Source organism: Sphingomonas zeicaulis (assembly GCF_050433225.1).
GTDB lineage: Bacteria > Pseudomonadota > Alphaproteobacteria > Sphingomonadales > Sphingomonadaceae > Sphingomonas_D > Sphingomonas_D zeicaulis.
In genome coordinates this window covers 74,991-90,600 of the sequence record NZ_JBNPXQ010000009.1, presented here as the reverse complement: position 1 = coordinate 90,600, position 15,610 = coordinate 74,991, and the positions used below count along the sequence as shown (strand labels likewise).

The window sequence follows — 15,610 nt, the reverse complement described above, 5'->3', positions numbered from 1 at the left end:
TACTCCTGCACTTAGAAGTTGGCGCCGAGCGTGAAGCCCAGCGTCCGCGGCCGGATCGGCGAAGCGAGCACGGCGGTGCCCGGCCGCGTGCCGAAGCCCGCGGCGCTGGTCAGCCCGCGGCTGTCGGTGAGGTTCCTGGCGTAGACCGACAGCGTGTAGCGATCGAACTGGATACCGGCTCGGAGGTCGGCGACGGCATAGCTGTCGATGGTCAGGCGGCGACCGAAGGTCGTCTGGTAATTGTCGTCGAAGTCGGTGACCTGATCGCTTAGCATCCGCACGCTGCCCCCGACGAACGCTGTCGCGCTGTCGCCCAGCGTCCATTCATAGTCGGCCGACAGGTTGACCGTCCATTTGGGCGCATAGGGCAGGCGATCGCCGTCGAAGCCTCCATTGCCCTCGGGCAGGTCCTCGTCCAGCTTGGCGTCGTTGTAGGTAGCGTTGAGCACCACGCTCATCCCGCGTACCGGGCGCAATGTCGCGGCGACTTCGGCGCCCTTGCTGCTCGCGCTGTCGCCATTCCCGTCGGCGTTGATCGGGCCAATCGCGGTATTGTAGGTCACGAGGACCTGAATGTCCCGCCAATCGAGATAATAGACCGACGCGTCGATTGCGAAGCTGTTGTCGGGCGTCTCCGCGCGAAAACCGGCCTCGTAGCTGACCAGCGTGTCCGCCGCATATTGCGACGGGAAGTCGGCGCCGGCGCCAGGCGGCACGACATTCGGGCCGCCGGGACGATAGCCTTTGGCGACGCGCGCATAGAGGGTGGCGTTGTCCGAAAGCTCGAAGCGCGGGGAGACCGACCAGGTGAAGACGTTTTCGGACGAGTCACCCATAACGATGTCCGGGATCACCGGAGAGCCGGAGAAGAACAGCAATGATCCGTCGAGCACCTGGTGGGTGCGCTGGCTGTTATGGCTGTAGCGTGCGCCAGCGGTGATGTCGAAACGGTCGGACAGGTACCAGGTGACGCTGCCGAAGCCGGCATATTCGCGATAGCGCGAACTCAGATCGGCACTCAGGAAATCGGGGAAGGTCACATCGGCGCCCCCCGGCCCGGCGGGCAACGTCAGCTCGGGATCGATCGCTTGGCCGCTGCCCAGTTCGAACGGCAGATAGCGCTGGAACAACTGCCCCTTCTCACGGGTGTAATAGCCGCCGATCAGCCATTCGAAGCTGTCGCTGGTGGCCGATTGCAGCCGCAATTCTTGCGTGAACTTCTTCTGCCCGGCAAAGGCAGGAAAGGTGGTGCCCAGCGGCGGCACGCCGGGCCCGCCGAATATGGAATCGGCGATGCCGGGCAACTGGTAGCTCGCATCATAGATTTCGTTCTGGTCAAGCGTGCCGTAGCTGGTGACCGAGGTCAGCGTGGCGGGGCCGAAATCCCAGCCGATCGTTGCGTTATACAGGCGATAATCGACATTGTTCTGCTCGGGATAGAATTCCGATCGGGTCATCCTGCCTGCGGTGGAGGCGCCGCTGTTGGGATCGGTCGCCAACGGCTCCAGCGTCACCGGATCGGCATCGAAGCTGGCCCGGGAGTTGGAGCGGATGTTCTGCGCGATCGCGGTCAGGCGGACGGAGAAGGCGTCGGTCGGCGCGAACAGCAGCGAGGCGCGGCCACCATAGCTTTCATAATCATTGGCATCCTTGCGCGCGATGCCGACCGTGTCGATGAAGCCCCCGACCTTGCGGTAATAGCCGCTGACCCGCACCGCGAGCATGTCACCCAGCGGCACGTTGAGCACGCCATTGGCGTTCCAGCTCTCGTCGCCGCCCCTGGTGATCTCTGCCCCCGCCTGCGCCTTGCCTTCGACGACGCCGAGCTTGGGTTCGGTGGTGACGAATTTGACGAGGCCGCCGAGCGAATTGGCGCCGTAGAGCGTACCCTGTGGCCCGCGCAGAACTTCGACGCGTTCGATGTCGAATGTGTCGATGTCCCCGGCGAGCACCGCGCCATTGCTCTGCCCGGTGCTCGGCCCATAAGGCGTATCATCGATGTAGACCGCCGCTGTCGGGCTGGCGCCGCCGGTGTTGATGCCGCGCAGCACGATGCGCGTCTGGCCGGGATTGGCTTGCTGCAGGCTGAGCCCTGGCACCAGCGCGGCATAGTCTACGAAGCTCTTGGCCTGCTGCCGCTCGAGTTGCTCGCCGCCGACCACCGAGATCGATTGCGGGATTTCCTGCAAGGTCTGCTGGCGCTTCTGCGCGGTGACGATGATGTCGCCCTCACGCTGCTCGTCCGCCGGCGCCTGCGCCAGGGCGGGTGATGCGGCGGCCAGCGCGATCAGGCTGGCCGCGAAAAGATGTCCACGCTTTGTGATCATGATGGCGTCCCCCAGGCTTGGCCGAGCAGGCGGCGGAAATTGCCCCCAAGCACAGCTGCGATGTTGCTGTCGGAATAGCGGCGCCGGATCAGTTCCTCGGTCAGGTCGAAGACCTTGGCGGGATGGTCGAACCCATCGATGTCGATCCGGTCGCGGAAAGCGTAGCTGCCTTTATAGGCGCCCTTCAGCGCTTCATATTCAGCAGGCACCATGTCGTCATAGCCGTTGAGGTCGGCATCCGATCCGATGCCGACATACTCGATGGCGGTCAGCTTCGCGACATGGTCGATATGGTCGGCCATATGGCCGACATTGGTGGGATCGGTCAGGCGCACGAACATGCGCACGCCGGTGATGCCCATCACCCCGCCCTTGGCGGCAAGCGCCCTGATCGCCTCGTCTGTCTTGACGCGTGGGTGCGCGATCAGTGCGCGGGCATTGCTGTGGGTGATCGCGATCGGCCCCTTGGCAAGTGCGATCGCATCCAGCGTCGTGCGGTCCCCGCAATGCGAGACGTCGACCAGCATGCCCTGCTTTTCCATCTCGGCGATGATCGCCGCGCCATAATCGCTGACTCCGCCGTCGACGCGATCGGTGCAGCCCGATCCGATCCGGTTCTGGCTGTTGTAGGTGAGCTGCGCGCAGCGCAACCCGAGCCTGCGGAACAGCGCGACATCCTCGATCCGCTCGAAATGCTCGGCATTCTGCAGCCCCATGATCACCGCGCTCCTGCCGTCACGCTTGGCGCGATCGAGATCGTCGGCGGTGTCGACGAGCGTGAAGACATGGCTGTTGCGCCCGGCGAAGCCCTGCCAGCCCGCCATATATTCGAGCGACTTGGTCCGCGCGTCCGGTCCGCCGAGACCATAGCTGTTGTGAAAGCCGGTGATCCCGCTGGCGCGGAACTCCGCGGCCTCGCCGTCAGTCAGGCGGTGAGAAAAATAATCCTCCGCCAACGTGATCTTGAGCGGGGCGAGCATGTCGATGACGAGCGATGAGGCAACGAGATCCACCGCGCGGCGCGAATAGGTCCGGCCCGGAACCGCGGCGAAGGCGAAGCTTCCCCGGTTGATCATGGGCGCAGACAAGACCGTGCCGACCGCGCCGGCAATGATTGCGCGGCGCGTGATCGGGAATGACTGGGTCATTCCGGATTCCTTTTCAGCTTTGTTTCGTTTCGAAGACTAATGTCCTGATTGGAAAACTGTCAACCCAATCAGGATAAGAATATTATGCATCGCCCCAGATTGCCGGTGGGCAAAGGATCATGCCGTTTTGATATGCGACGCCTGGCACGCGATCGCACGCGAGGAAGGTCGGTCCGTCGAGGTCGACAATATCGCAGAGCTGGCCGACCAGATGGGATGGTGCCATCGACAGGCTGCTGCCCATCATGTTGCCGACCATCACCTCCAGTCCGAGCGTGCGCGCCTGCCGGGCGATCGCCAGCCCCTCGGTCAGCCCCCCACATTTGTCGAGCTTGATGTTGACCGCGTCGAACCGTCCAACCAGCCCTTCCGTGTCCGCGAGCGAGAGTGCGCTCTCGTCCGCGATGAAGGGCAGGGGCCGCTCCAGCCCGTCGAGATCGGCTTCGCGCCCGCGCGCCAGCGGCTGTTCCAGCTGCGCGACCTTTGCTTCGAGCAAGGTAGGTAGCAGGCGTGGCAGCGTTTTCAGCGTATAGCCCTGATTGGCATCGACGCCGATCCACGCCTCCGGCCGCGCCGCGCGGATTGCGATGATGCGCGCCAGATCCTCCTCGACATCGCCGGTGAGCTTGACCTTGACCGGGGCGGCGGGATCGATCGCCAGCGCGGCCTCGGCCATTGCCGCCGGCGCATCCGCGCCCAGCGTCAGCGTCGATCGCAGCGGGCGCGGCGCCTCCAGCCCGGCAAGCTGCCATACCGGCTTGCCGGCCTGCTTCGCCTCCAGATCCCAGAACGCGCAGTCGATCGCATTGCGGGCGCCACCTGGCGGCAGCAGGTGCTGCAGTTCGGCACGTGTCGCGCCGCCCTCGATTGCTGGCCGCACGCTCTCTGCCTGGATGAGCATATGGCCGATATCGTCGCCGAGATAATAGACGCCCGCTCCCTCGCCGCGGCCGCGATGCAGGCCGTCCGACAGTTCGGCGACGAGCAGGGCAGTCTCGGTGAAGACATGGCCGGAGATGCGAAACGGGCGGTGGTAGGGGAAGCGCTCGACCGAGAGTGTGAGCACCAGCGACCCATGTTTCGGAACGGCCATCAGTAGACCATCCCGAAGCCGTAGAGGTGGAAGCGCAAGGTCACCCACACCAGCACCAGCGCCGCAAGCAGCAGCAGCACCGCGCCCAGCTTCATCGTCCAGCGGCGCTTGTCCTTGAACGCCAGCCACAGGTGCCAGGCCGTGGCGGCGAGCAGGCCGAGCGTCGCGATCGGCGTCAGCACGCGCAGCAGGTGGATCAGCCAGTCGAGCGGGCCGCCGACCGCGCCGATATCGGCGGTGAAGATCATCACCAGCGCGATCCAGCCCGCGACGGCGGCGATCACCAGCCAGCTGAACAGCCGCGACAGGCGCCAGGCGCGCAGGGAACGGCCGGCCAGCGGGAAGGTCGCGCCGAAATTGCGGCGGACCAGCGCCCGTACCGGCCAGCCGATCGCAGCGATCAGCACGAGCAGCAGCGCCACGGCGAGTGCCGGGCTGAGCCACGCGCTGTTCTCCCCCGCGCCTGCGGGTTCGAACACCATGAAGGGAGAGCCGGCGTCGAGGCTCATCCGCACGACGCGCCCATCCTTCACTTCGGCGGCAAGGCGTTCGCCGGTGCCCATGTCGCGCCAGACAAAGGGTGTTATCTCAACCCAGTCCCGTGCGCCCGCGCTGAGCCCGTCGAGCGCGGGCATGGCGATCTTGCCGTCCGCTCCGACCACGACCTGCGGTTGGCCGAGCAGGCCCAGCACGCTCATGAAATTGGTGAACGCGCCACGGCTGCTCACATAATGCCCGGCGAGCATTGCGGCGTGTTGGCGCGCCGTATCTGCATCGACCTGACGCGTATCCGGCCGGCCGGTCGCCGGCAGGTAGCGGTCGGCGAACTGGTGGAACAGACCATTGCGCAGCGCGTGCGCCGCGCCTTCCTTGCCGATGCTGTTGAGCGATACATAGAGGCCGATGTCGGCATCCGGGAACAGCCAAAGATAGGAATGGAACCATTCGGTATCGCCGCCATGGCCAATGGCGCGGCGGCCGTTGATCCATTGTTCGTAGAAGCCCAGCGCCATCGTGTTGAGCGGACCGACGCCGGGCGCCCGATAGTCATGCATCATCTTGGTCGTCGCCGGACTGAGCAGCACACCCCCGTCGTTGAGATGCGCCATCATGAAACGGCCCATGTCCGCACCCGAAGCGGAGAGGCTGCCTGCGGGCGCAGGGATCACGATCTCGAACGGCTTGGGCTCCGCGGCCGGCGAGGCATAGCCTCTGGACATGAAGGGCTGCAGCGACGCAGGCAGCGGCTGGCGGAAGCTCGCATGGCGCATGCCCACGGGCGAGAAGATATGGCGTTCGACATAGGTGTCGAACGATTCGCCGCTGACCCGCTCGACGATATAGCCGGCGACTGCCGTCGCGTAGTTGGAGTAAGCGGGGGTGGTGCCGGGAGCGAACACGCGTTCGGGCAGCGCCAGCGGCATCAGCTTCTTCAGCGGCATCGCCGCCTTGGGATCGCTGCTGATCAGGTAGCGGATCGATTCCTCGAAGCCCGCGGTGTGCGTCATGATGTTGCGCAACGTGATCGGCTTGCCCTGGTAGGGCGGGATCTTGAAGTCGAGATAGCGGTTCACGTCGGCGTCGAGGTCGAGCTTGCCGGCCTGCACCTGCTGCATCACCGCCGTCCAGGTGAAGAGCTTCGAAACTGATCCTGGACGGAAAAGCGTTGTCTCAGGGGAGACCGGCTTGCGGCCGGCAAGATCGGCGTATCCATAGCCCTTCTGCAGCACGGGACCGCTGCCGCGCACGACGACGACCACCGCACCGGGAATTTGCGCGCGCTGCAGCGCGTAAGGCATGAACCCGTCCAGCCACGCCTCGAGGTCGGCGGGGTTGAGCGCGGCGCTGCCTGCGGGCGCGGGCGGCGGTACGACGCTTTCGGCAGCCGGCGCGGGCGGCGGGACAGCCGGCCCTTGAGCAGCCAGCGGACCAGCCGCGAACGCTGCCAGCGTAACCATCAGTTTGCGAAGAAAATGCATGGCATCCCCCTTCAAGGCGCGCCGTGCTATGCCTTGCGGCAGACCGCGCGAGGCCCTACCAAGGACCAATCAGTTGTGACCCGATAGAGACATAATGATCCTGATTGGAAAATTGTCAAACATGGAATGGAGCCGGTGATGGCGACGCGTATCAAGCCGCCGACGCTCGCCGAGGTTATGCGCGGCATTCGCGCGCGGAATGGCTGGACGCTCAAGCAGATGAGCGCGAAGTCCGGCATTCCGGTTTCTACCTTGTCCAAGGTCGAACATGACCGGCTGACCTTGAGCTACGACAAGCTCCAGCAGCTCAGCCAGAAGCTCAACATCCGCATGTCGGATCTGTTCGCCGAGGGCGAGGAGGAAGCCGCCCCCCAGGTCACCGGTCGCCGCAGCATCGGCACTGTCGAAAAGGCGGTGCGGGTGACGACCGACAATTACGACTATCATTATTTCTGCACCGATCTCCGCCAGAAGCGGATGATCCCGATCATCACCCGCATCCGCGCGCGCAGCGCCGATGAGTTCGGCGATCTCGTTCGCCACAAGGGGGAGGAGTTCATCTATGTGCTCGAAGGGCGGATCGAGGTGCACACCGAATTCTACGATCCGGTCACGCTCGACGTCGGCCAGGGCATCTACATCGATTCGCTGATGGGCCACGCCTATGTCGTCGCCGACGGCTATGACGAGGCGCTGGTGATCGGCGTCTGCTCCAGCGCAGAGGACGGGCTGATGGACTCGCTCATGAGCCTGCACGGCTAGGACGGCGCATTGGTCTCTCCGCCACTCTCTCTTGAAACCGCCCGAGTCGGACTATATTAGACCAGTCGTCTAGTAGGATGAGAGTCGATCCATGTCCGCTCCCGCAACGTCCGAGAGGGCCACCGATGTCCGATCGCACATTCTCGATACAGCGCAGCGCCTGATCGGTGCGCGGGGGTTTTCGGCCGTCGGGCTGAACGAGATCCTTGCGGCCGCAGGCGTACCCAAGGGCTCTTTCTATCATTATTTCGCTTCGAAGGAGGTGTTTGGCCGCGACCTGCTCGATCATTATTTCGACAAGTATCTGGCGGAGGTCGACGCGCTACTGGCCGACGCAGATGTGCCGGCCCGTGCGCGGCTCGGTGCCTATTGGCAGTTCTGGAGGCAGAACCAGGAACGCGACGATCCCGACGGGAAATGCCTTGCCGTCAAGCTCGGCGCGGAGGTTTCCGACATCTCGGAGGATATGCGCACGGCGTTGAAGCATGGCACGTCGGCGATCATCGACCGGCTGTCGCGCGTCGTGGAACAGGGGCTGGCGGACGGTTCGATCAGAACCAGCCGCGCGCCGCACGATGTTGCCGAGACGCTCTACCAACTCTGGTTCGGCGCGAGCATCATGGCGAAGATTGCGCGTAACGGTGCCTCGTTCGATACGGCCTTGGCCGCGACCGACCAGGTGCTGGGCGCATAACAGGATTTCGACCAACCGATCGTCTGCGTCTGAATTGTAGACGACCGGTCTACTGAAAATGTTGCGGGTGAATCCCGAATTAGGCGAAGGAGACTATCCATGAAGGTTCTGATGGTGCTGACGTCGCATGATCAGCTCGGCGATACTGGTCGAAAGACCGGCTTCTGGCTCGAAGAGCTGGCCGCGCCCTATTACGTGTTCAAGGATGCCGGCTACGATATCACGCTTGCCTCGCCGGCGGGCGGCAAGCCGCCGCTCGACCCCAAGAGCAACGAGGCCGGCTTCCAGACCGACGCGACCCGGCGTTTCGAGGCGGACAGCGAAGCGGCTGCGGCATTGGCAAATACCGTCACGCTCGCCTCGGTCGATGCCGACGACTTCGATACCGTCTTCTACCCCGGTGGTCACGGCCCGCTCTGGGATCTCGCCGAAAGCGCGGATTCGATCGCGCTGATCGAGGGCTTCATGGGGGCGGGCAAGCCGGTCGCCCTTGTTTGCCACGCGCCCGGCGTGCTGCGCCACGTGACCGCCGCCGATGGCCGCCCGCTTGTCGAGGGCAGGACGGTCACCGGCTTCACCAACACCGAGGAGGAAGCCGTCGGCCTGACCAAGGTGGTGCCCTTCCTCGTCGAGGATGAGCTCAAGGCCAAGGGCGGCCTCTATTCGAGCGGGCCGGACTGGGGGTCTTATGTCGTGCAGGACGGCCGGCTGATCACCGGCCAGAACCCCGCCTCGTCGACCGCCGCCGCGCAGCGCCTCGTCGAGGTTCTGAAGGCGAGAGCATGAACGTCGACCGGCGGACAGCCTAGGCCAGGGTGAACATCGCCAAGCGGAGGCCGCGTAAAGCGGCCTCCGACAGCTCGGACCGGCAGAATGGATGTTCGGACCCTCCGCGCGTCCGGGGTTGCCCGTCACCCGGACGCCGCAACACCTTCCTCGCGCAATTCCTTCTTCGACAATTTTCCGATTAACGTCCGCGGCAGGGCATCGCGGATCTCGATCTCGCGGGGCAGTTCGATCTTGCTGATCCGCGTGCTGAGGAAGCCGCGCAGTTCTGCCGGGGAGGCGGCCTCTCCGGGGCGCAGCACCACGAACGCCTTGGGCGCCTCGCCCCGATACGCGTCGGGCACGCCGATCACGACGGCTTCGGCAACCGCCGCATGCTCGTACAGCGCATCCTCGATCACCCGCGGATACACATTGTATCCGCCGCACAGGATCAGATCCTTGATGCGATCGACCAGAAACAGATAGCCGTCGGCGTCGAGATAGCCGACATCGCCGGTCCGCAGCACGCCGTCGGCCAGCACCTCCGCGGTCTCGGCAGGCCGGTTCCAATAGCCCTTCATCAGTTGCGGCCCGGCGACGCAGACCTCGCCGCTCTCGCCGGTAGCCAGCGCTTCGCCGGTCTCCAGCGACCGGATGATGATCTTCGTGCCCGGCATCGCCACCCCGGCGCTGCCATCGCGCGGCGTGGTGCCCACCGGGTTGCAGGTCACCGTCGGCGACGCCTCGGTCAGCCCATAGCCTTCGACCACTTGGGCGCCGGTGCGCGCCTCGAACCGGCTGCGCACCTCCGGCGGCAGCGGCGCACCCCCGGACACGCACAGCCGCAAGGTCGAGGTGGCGGGCAGCTTGTTGTCGGGCAGCGCATTGAGCGCGATCAGGATGGTCGGCACGACATAGAGGCGGTGCGGGCGCGTGCGCTTCATCGCGGCGAGGAAGCTCGCCATCTCGAAGCGCGGCAGCAGCACGATGCGCGCGCCGGTGTGGATCGCATCGTGGAACGCGGAGGTCAGCGCAAAGACGTGGAACAGCGGCAGCACCGCCATCACCGTCTCCGGACCCTCCGTGCGTGTCCGGTCATGCGCCGCCACCTGCAGGCAGTTCGCAACCAGCCCGCCATGTGTCAGCATTGCCCCCTTGGGTAGCCCGGTGGTGCCGCCGGTATATTGCAGCACTGCCACGTCGTCGGGCGTGCGATGGACCGGCGTAGGGGCGTTAGGGGTGCGTTCGAGGTTTCTAAAGGGGGTGGTACGGGGGTCGGTAGCGCCCCGATCGAGCACATCCCGGCGCTTGAGCGCGCGATAGGCGAGCCCCTTCAGTGCCGGCAGCGCCTCCGCCATCGGGCAGGAGATGATATGGTCGAGTGAAGCCACCGCCGCGACCTTGGCGTGCACCGCCGGAAGATCGATGACGAACGCGATCCTGGCACCCGAATCCGCCACCAGATGGCTAATTTCGCGCGCGGTATAGAGCGGGTTGGTGCCGACGACGATGCCGCCGGCGCGCAGCACCGCGAAATAGGCGATCACATAATAGGGGCTGTTGGGCAGGCACAGGCAGACGCGATCGCCCGCCGCGAGGCCCAATGCCTGCAGCCCCGCAGCGACGCGCCCGACCGCCGCATCGAGCGCGCCGTAGCGCATCGTCCGCCCCATGAAGTCGAGCGCGATGCGATCCGGCCATTGCGCCACCGCGTGGTCAAGCAGGTCGGTGACGAGCCTCGGCACCGGCGCTGCCATTAATCGAGTTCCACGTCGAGCAGGCGGACATATTGCTGGCCCGAATGCATGTCGCGCTCGACCATCCCCCCCTGCGGCGTCGCGCGCGGATAGGATATCTTCAGCACATTGAGGTCGGGCGCCGGAATGCGCTTCACCAGCGCGGGATCGGTGCTGAACAGGCGCGCGAAGAGTTCGGGCGAAAGTGCTGGACTGGCATGATATTTTTCGAATGCCTCAGGTCCTTCGAACCACATGTCGATCGTGATCCAGAAGGGCCCCGCCTGTTTGGAGCGGATGTGCGGGCAGATGTCGCGGATCTTGGCCATGTTATGCTTGTCCTTTCTGCGCGCGTTCAGGCCTGGCCGCCAATCCAGACGGTGCGGACCAGCGCCATCGGATCGTCGAGCGCGACGACATGGTTGAGCTTGAATTCGTAGACCGGCCCGCGCGGTACGTCGGCGGGGGAGAAGGCGAAGCCATAGCTCGGCAATTCCTTGTCCATCACCGCGGGGTAATGGAAGAAATAGGGGTTGCAGCTATGCGCGATCGCGCTGGCCAGCTCCTGCGTCCGCGCGGTCGCGACGAACAGCACGCCCAGCTCGCGCGGTGCCGGTGTGCCGGCGGGCACTTCGGCGCCGTCCACCGCGTTCCACCCATACATGCGCAGCGAGATGTGGAAGTCGCCTAGTTCCTCGGCCGGGATCGACTGGCGCGTGCGCGCATAGAGCGCGGCGAGGAAGCGATCGTGAAAGCCGGATACGTCGCGCAGCACGTCCGGATCCTGAATGCCGACCAGCATGATCGTCTGGAACATGCCGCCGCCGGCACCCTCCAGCTTCATCGTGTAGGGATGCTCCTCCCACACCGATCCGGTCACGCGGGTGGTGCGGCCATCCTCCAGAAGCGCGTAGCGCGCACCGCTCACCTCCAGCACGCCGCCCGGCTCGGTCAGTCGATAGGGGTCGGTATTTTCGTAGAGCATGTGGGTGGAGACGCTGAGTGGCGTGCACTGATTGTCGAGCGCCAGCGGCTGCACCTCGAACCCATCCGCATCGAAGCTGAGCAGCACGCCCGCGGTCAGCCGGTTGACCGCGCACTGACCGCCGCATTCGCCGATCTTGCCCGCGTGCCACGCCGCCCCCCATGGCGCGCCCTTCCAGATCGCGAAGCTCGCCAGCACCGCCGTGTCGGTCGATCGGCCGCCGAGTATCACGTCGGCCCCCGCCTCCAGCGCGGCGATATAGGGTTCGACGCCCATCAGCGCGACGATATGGTCGCACGCGTCGACCGTCGCATCGTCTAGCGGGCCGAGCGGCGCCAGCGGCGTGATCCGCCCTTCGGCGTTTAGCGCCTTGATCCGCTGCTTCTCCTGCTCACTGTAGAGCAGGGCGATCTTCGGATTGATGCCGAGTTCGGCGATCACCTCCAGCAAGATGTCCCGCGTCCAGTCGAGGTTGATGTCGCCGCCCGCCTGGCCCGAGGTGCCGATGATCACCGGGATGCCCGCCTTGGCGTGCGCCTTCATCAATATGGTCAGGTCATGCTTCACCGCGCTGCGGCTGTTCTTGGATTTGCCGGTGGCGAGATAGGCGGCGCCGCTGTCGGTCGATCCGGCGTCGGACGCGATGGCGTGCGCGCCTTGCGACAGGCCGTAATCGACTTCGTCCTGCTTCACGCCGGCGCCGAGCGATCCGCAGGGCACGATGATCTTCACGGGGGCCGAAAGGGGCCGGCTCATAATCTCACTCCATGATGGGAAAAGGGGACGCCGCGGGTGCGATCAGCGGCCATCGAGCTTCCACGCCAAGGTCACGCCATAGGTGCGCGGCGGGTTGTAGGTGCCGAAGTTCGCGCCGAGGAACACCGATTGGAAGGTGCGGCTGCGCTCGTCGGTCAGGTTCTTGCCCCACAGCGACAGCGACCAATGGTCGGCGATGCCGGCCAGGATCAGCCGCGCGTCGATGAAATGGGTGTGGGGGCGGATCTCGGGCGGCTGGTTGCTGTTGTCGTCGAAGATCCGGCTTTCGTAGCGATAGTCGGCAGCCGCGGTCAGTTCCAGCGGCCCGCCCAGCGCGAGCGTGTAGGATGGCGACACGGTAACCTTGTGCGTCGGCGTGCGCGAGATCGTGTTGCCCGATCGATCGACACCCGCATCGTCGAACCGGTCGAAGCGGGCATGGGTATAGGCGTAAGCCGCCGAGATGCTGAAGCCGGGGAAGGGACGCGCATCGAGCTGCGTCTCATAGCCCTTGATCGTGGCGGCACCGGCATTGTTGGTCAGGATCGAGCCATCCGGCTGCACCTGCCGCGCCTGCAGGTCGCTATAGTCGATATAATAGAGCGTGTTGTTCCAGATCAGCTTGCCGCCGAAGAAGCGGCTCTTCTGACCGATCTCATATTGCAGCGCGGTTTCGGGATCGAACGGCGTCAGCGCGTCCTCGGCGCTGGAGGGCGTATCCTGGAAACCGCCGCTCTTGAAGCCGCGCGAAACCATGCCGTAGAGCAGATGATCGCGCGCCGGCTTGAAGTTCACGCCCGCGCGATAGGTGACGTCGTCCCAGCTTTTCGAGGCGGTGACGTCGAAGAATTCCTCGCCCCGCAGCGGCGCGTCACTGCGCAGATTGCCGACATTGTAGGTCTTGTCGTCCCGCGAATAGCGCGCGCCGCCGATCAGGCTGATCGTATCGGTGATCGGCACGGTGACGTCCCCGAACACCGCGATGCTGTCCAGCGTGGCGCGCTGGTCGTAGATCTCGGTCAGCGGGATCGGCGCGACGAACACCGTGTCGAGCGTGAAGATGTCCGATCGGTCGGTCTGCTGGCGATAATGGTAGAAGCCGGCGACCCAGCTGATCGCACTGCCGGCGGGGGACGACAGCCGCACCTCCTGGCTCGAAAGCTCCGATTCCTCCTCCTCGCCGCCGCTGATGTCGACGAGGTTGGTCGACGGATTGCCGCCGTCGAAATCATAGCGCGATCGATAGTCGAGGTTGCGGAACGAACCGAGGAAGGTCAGCGTCGCGAAGTCGAGATCCCAGTTGATCTCGCCGCGCACGCCGAACGTGTCGCGATTCTGGTAGCCCGCGAACGAACCGGCCGTGGTCTTGGGATCGCGGTCGACCGTATAGGCGGCGGACAGCGGATCTGTCGGGTCGCGGTCGAGCACATGCTGCGCCGGCCCGGTCGCGCGGTCGCGCGTGCCGTCGACGGTGAAGTGCACACTCAGCCGCTCGGACGGCTCGGCATAGAATTGGAAGCGGCCGCTCAGCGTGTCCTGATCGTCGACGCGCTCGTCGAGCAAGGTGTTGCGGGCATAGCCGTCATGCGATCGATAGGCGCCGCTGACCCGGATCGCGCCGGTATTGGCGGCGAAGGGCAGGTTGACGAAGCCGGCGCCGTCGACGCGATCATAATTGCCATAGGTGAATTCGGCTGCGGCATCCGTCGCCGACGTATCCGGCCGCCGCGTGATCACATTGATGCCGCCGCCGACGACGTTGCGGCCATAGAGCGTGCCCTGCGGCCCCTTCAGCACCTCGATCCGCTCGATATCGAACGCGTCGAACGCCACCGCGGCGGGGCGGCCGAGATAGATTTCGTCGAGGAACACCGCAGCGCTGGGGTCGCCCGCAGCACCGCGGTCGGATGATCCGATGCCGCGCACCGCGAGGCGCGGCTGCGTCGCCGGGAAGGCGTCATAGCTGAGGCCCGGCGTACGCGTGACGATGTCGTTGACCTCCTGGATGCGCGCCTGCGCGATCTGCTCGGCCCCGAACACGGTCACGGTGACCGGCACGTTCTGCAGGCTCTCGCTGCGGCGCTGCGCGGTCACGATGATGTCCGCCACCGCATCGGCATCCGGCTGGGCGGGCTGATTATCCTGTGCGGCGTCGGCCGGACGGGTCTGCGCATGTGCCGATTGTCCGATGCTCGCCAGCGCGCAGGCCATCGCCAGCGCGCCGACATGATGATTGTAGCGTGATCCCGCCATTCGAGCGTCCTCTCCGGTCCGTTTTGGTGGCCCTGTCGGCCTTATCGGATGCTGGCTTATGAATTTTGCATCCATTCCGTCAATCAATGATTCTATGCAAAATTCGTTATGGTCATTCGCCGCGTTTTCAGGCAGCAAAGGCCAGAATTGGCATTTCCGCAGGCAGGCGGAAGCGGCCGAACGACGCAAAATAGCCGGTCGCGGGAGGGTGTCGCGCTCTATTGGATGCAAAATGCCCGCGACATGGCGGGCGCGGTGCGGCGCGCTATGCCGCCGCGATCATCGCCGCGTGGCGATGGTGGCGAGGCGGTGCTTGGTATCCAGCACGTGCGCCAGCATGTGGCGCTCGGCCAGCGGCCCATCCTCGGCGGTGATCGCCGCCAGGATATGGCCATGGTCGGCCTGCGACCTGACGATGTGCTGCGGCGGCGTTTCCGGAATGGTGCGGTGGCGCTGCGGCACGAGCTGCGCGACCGCCGGGCACAGCCGGGCGATGTCGCCGAAGATCGGGTGGATCAGGGTCATCCGGATCGCGTTGCGGATCACCACATTCTGCGATGCGGCGACGATCGTGAAGTGGAACAGCCGGTTGTTGCTGTACCAGTCATGCTCGATCGCCTCGGACCAGCGGCCGGCATCGATGATCGCCTGCCCGCGCGCGACCATGTCGCCCAGCGCCGCCAGCCCCTCCGCACTCCAGCCATGATCGACCGAAAGCCCGCAGGCGCGGCTTTCCAGCACCGCGCGCGCCTCGATTGCATCCAGCACGTCGTGGAAGGTGATCTCGCGCACCGTATAGCCGCGGTTGATGCTGTAGCTGACCAGCCCCTCGGCGGAGAGGATCGCGAGCGCGCTGCGCACCGGCGTGCGCGACACGCCCAGTTCGGTCGCCAGCGCTTCGGCCCGCAGCCGGCTGTTGGCCGCGATCACGCCGGTCACGATCCGTTCGCGGACATAGCTCAGCACCGTCATCGTCGCCGGCTCGGTGCGCATCGCGCGGGTTTCGGCGTGGTGGCGAAGCGCCGGTCGGGCGGCGGGGCTGGAATTGCTGGTTGCCATGTCGATCGACCGTCTAGCATCAACACTCGCCCGCGCGAAAGCGCCGCGGC

The 15,610-nt window shown here is 65.3% G+C and carries 12 protein-coding genes; 3 read left to right on the top strand and 9 right to left on the bottom strand.

Going from position 1 to position 15,610, the window contains the following annotated elements; all coding sequences use genetic code 11:
* Window positions 1–11 precede the first annotated feature (11 nt).
* The 4 genes from FHS96_RS24020 to FHS96_RS24005 form a co-directional block, all read right to left on the bottom strand.
* Window positions 12–2,327, bottom strand: a complete 2,316-nt coding sequence (locus tag FHS96_RS24020; RefSeq protein WP_429597982.1) for a TonB-dependent receptor — start codon at window positions 2,325–2,327, stop codon at window positions 12–14.
* Window positions 2,324–3,475, bottom strand: a complete 1,152-nt coding sequence (locus FHS96_RS24015) for a dipeptidase (RefSeq protein WP_429597980.1) — start codon at window positions 3,473–3,475, stop codon at window positions 2,324–2,326. Before FHS96_RS24015 ends, FHS96_RS24020 begins: the two co-directional genes overlap by 4 nt.
* A gap of 82 nt (window positions 3,476–3,557) precedes the next feature.
* Window positions 3,558–4,568 (bottom strand): dipeptide epimerase, encoded by a 1,011-nt coding sequence (locus tag FHS96_RS24010; RefSeq protein WP_429597978.1) that lies wholly within the window; start codon window positions 4,566–4,568, stop codon window positions 3,558–3,560.
* Window positions 4,568–6,547: a serine hydrolase domain-containing protein gene (locus FHS96_RS24005; RefSeq protein WP_429597976.1), complete on the bottom strand. Its 1,980-nt coding sequence runs from the start codon at window positions 6,545–6,547 to the stop codon at window positions 4,568–4,570. Before FHS96_RS24005 ends, FHS96_RS24010 begins: the two co-directional genes overlap by 1 nt.
* A gap of 138 nt (window positions 6,548–6,685) precedes the next feature.
* Here FHS96_RS24005 and FHS96_RS24000 point away from each other — a divergent pair, with 138 nt between their 5' ends.
* From FHS96_RS24000 to FHS96_RS23990, 3 genes are all read left to right on the top strand, one after another.
* Window positions 6,686–7,309, top strand: coding sequence for a helix-turn-helix domain-containing protein (locus FHS96_RS24000; RefSeq protein ID WP_429597974.1), 624 nt, complete (start codon window positions 6,686–6,688; stop codon window positions 7,307–7,309).
* A gap of 91 nt (window positions 7,310–7,400) precedes the next feature.
* Window positions 7,401–8,003: a TetR/AcrR family transcriptional regulator gene (locus FHS96_RS23995; RefSeq protein WP_429597972.1), complete on the top strand. Its 603-nt coding sequence runs from the start codon at window positions 7,401–7,403 to the stop codon at window positions 8,001–8,003.
* 99 nt (window positions 8,004–8,102) lie between these two features.
* Window positions 8,103–8,789: a type 1 glutamine amidotransferase domain-containing protein gene (locus FHS96_RS23990; protein ID WP_429597970.1), complete on the top strand. Its 687-nt coding sequence runs from the start codon at window positions 8,103–8,105 to the stop codon at window positions 8,787–8,789.
* A 125-nt stretch (window positions 8,790–8,914) separates the two neighbouring features.
* Here the strand turns inward: FHS96_RS23990 and FHS96_RS23985 are convergent, their stop codons facing one another.
* From FHS96_RS23985 to FHS96_RS23965, 5 genes are all read right to left on the bottom strand, one after another.
* On the bottom strand, window positions 8,915–10,528 hold the full coding sequence (locus FHS96_RS23985) for a long-chain-fatty-acid--CoA ligase (protein WP_429597968.1): 1,614 nt from the start codon (window positions 10,526–10,528) through the stop codon (window positions 8,915–8,917).
* A complete protein-coding gene (locus tag FHS96_RS23980) occupies window positions 10,528–10,836 on the bottom strand; it encodes a DUF4387 domain-containing protein (protein WP_429597966.1) in 309 nt (102 codons plus the stop codon). Before FHS96_RS23980 ends, FHS96_RS23985 begins: the two co-directional genes overlap by 1 nt.
* Window positions 10,837–10,862: 26 nt before the next feature.
* Window positions 10,863–12,248 (bottom strand): acyclic terpene utilization AtuA family protein, encoded by a 1,386-nt coding sequence (locus FHS96_RS23975; protein WP_429597964.1) that lies wholly within the window; start codon window positions 12,246–12,248, stop codon window positions 10,863–10,865.
* A 42-nt stretch (window positions 12,249–12,290) separates the two neighbouring features.
* Window positions 12,291–14,501, bottom strand: a complete 2,211-nt coding sequence (locus tag FHS96_RS23970; protein WP_429597962.1) for a TonB-dependent receptor — start codon at window positions 14,499–14,501, stop codon at window positions 12,291–12,293.
* 279 nt (window positions 14,502–14,780) lie between these two features.
* Window positions 14,781–15,560, bottom strand: a complete 780-nt coding sequence (locus tag FHS96_RS23965; RefSeq protein WP_429597960.1) for a GntR family transcriptional regulator — start codon at window positions 15,558–15,560, stop codon at window positions 14,781–14,783.
* Between the last annotated feature and the right edge of the window lie 50 nt (window positions 15,561–15,610).

Excerpts from the sequence above, each read along its gene's own strand:
- FHS96_RS24005 (WP_429597976.1), bottom strand. The coding sequence starts at position 6,547 with ATGCATTTTCTTCGCAAACTGATGGTTACGCTGGCAGCGTTCGCGGCT.
- FHS96_RS23975 (WP_429597964.1), bottom strand. The coding sequence starts at position 12,248 with ATGAGCCGGCCCCTTTCGGCCCCCGTGAAGATCATCGTGCCCTGCGGA.
- FHS96_RS23990 (WP_429597970.1), top strand. The coding sequence starts at position 8,103 with ATGAAGGTTCTGATGGTGCTGACGTCGCATGATCAGCTCGGCGATACT.
- FHS96_RS24000 (WP_429597974.1), top strand. The coding sequence starts at position 6,686 with ATGGCGACGCGTATCAAGCCGCCGACGCTCGCCGAGGTTATGCGCGGC.
- FHS96_RS24015 (WP_429597980.1), bottom strand. The coding sequence starts at position 3,475 with ATGACCCAGTCATTCCCGATCACGCGCCGCGCAATCATTGCCGGCGCG.
- FHS96_RS24020 (WP_429597982.1), bottom strand. The coding sequence starts at position 2,327 with ATGATCACAAAGCGTGGACATCTTTTCGCGGCCAGCCTGATCGCGCTG.
- FHS96_RS23980 (WP_429597966.1), bottom strand. The coding sequence starts at position 10,836 with ATGGCCAAGATCCGCGACATCTGCCCGCACATCCGCTCCAAACAGGCG.
- FHS96_RS23995 (WP_429597972.1), top strand. The coding sequence starts at position 7,401 with ATGTCCGCTCCCGCAACGTCCGAGAGGGCCACCGATGTCCGATCGCAC.
- FHS96_RS23970 (WP_429597962.1), bottom strand. The coding sequence starts at position 14,501 with ATGGCGGGATCACGCTACAATCATCATGTCGGCGCGCTGGCGATGGCC.
- FHS96_RS23985 (WP_429597968.1), bottom strand. The coding sequence starts at position 10,528 with ATGGCAGCGCCGGTGCCGAGGCTCGTCACCGACCTGCTTGACCACGCG.
- FHS96_RS24010 (WP_429597978.1), bottom strand. The coding sequence starts at position 4,568 with ATGGCCGTTCCGAAACATGGGTCGCTGGTGCTCACACTCTCGGTCGAG.
- FHS96_RS23965 (WP_429597960.1), bottom strand. The coding sequence starts at position 15,560 with ATGGCAACCAGCAATTCCAGCCCCGCCGCCCGACCGGCGCTTCGCCAC.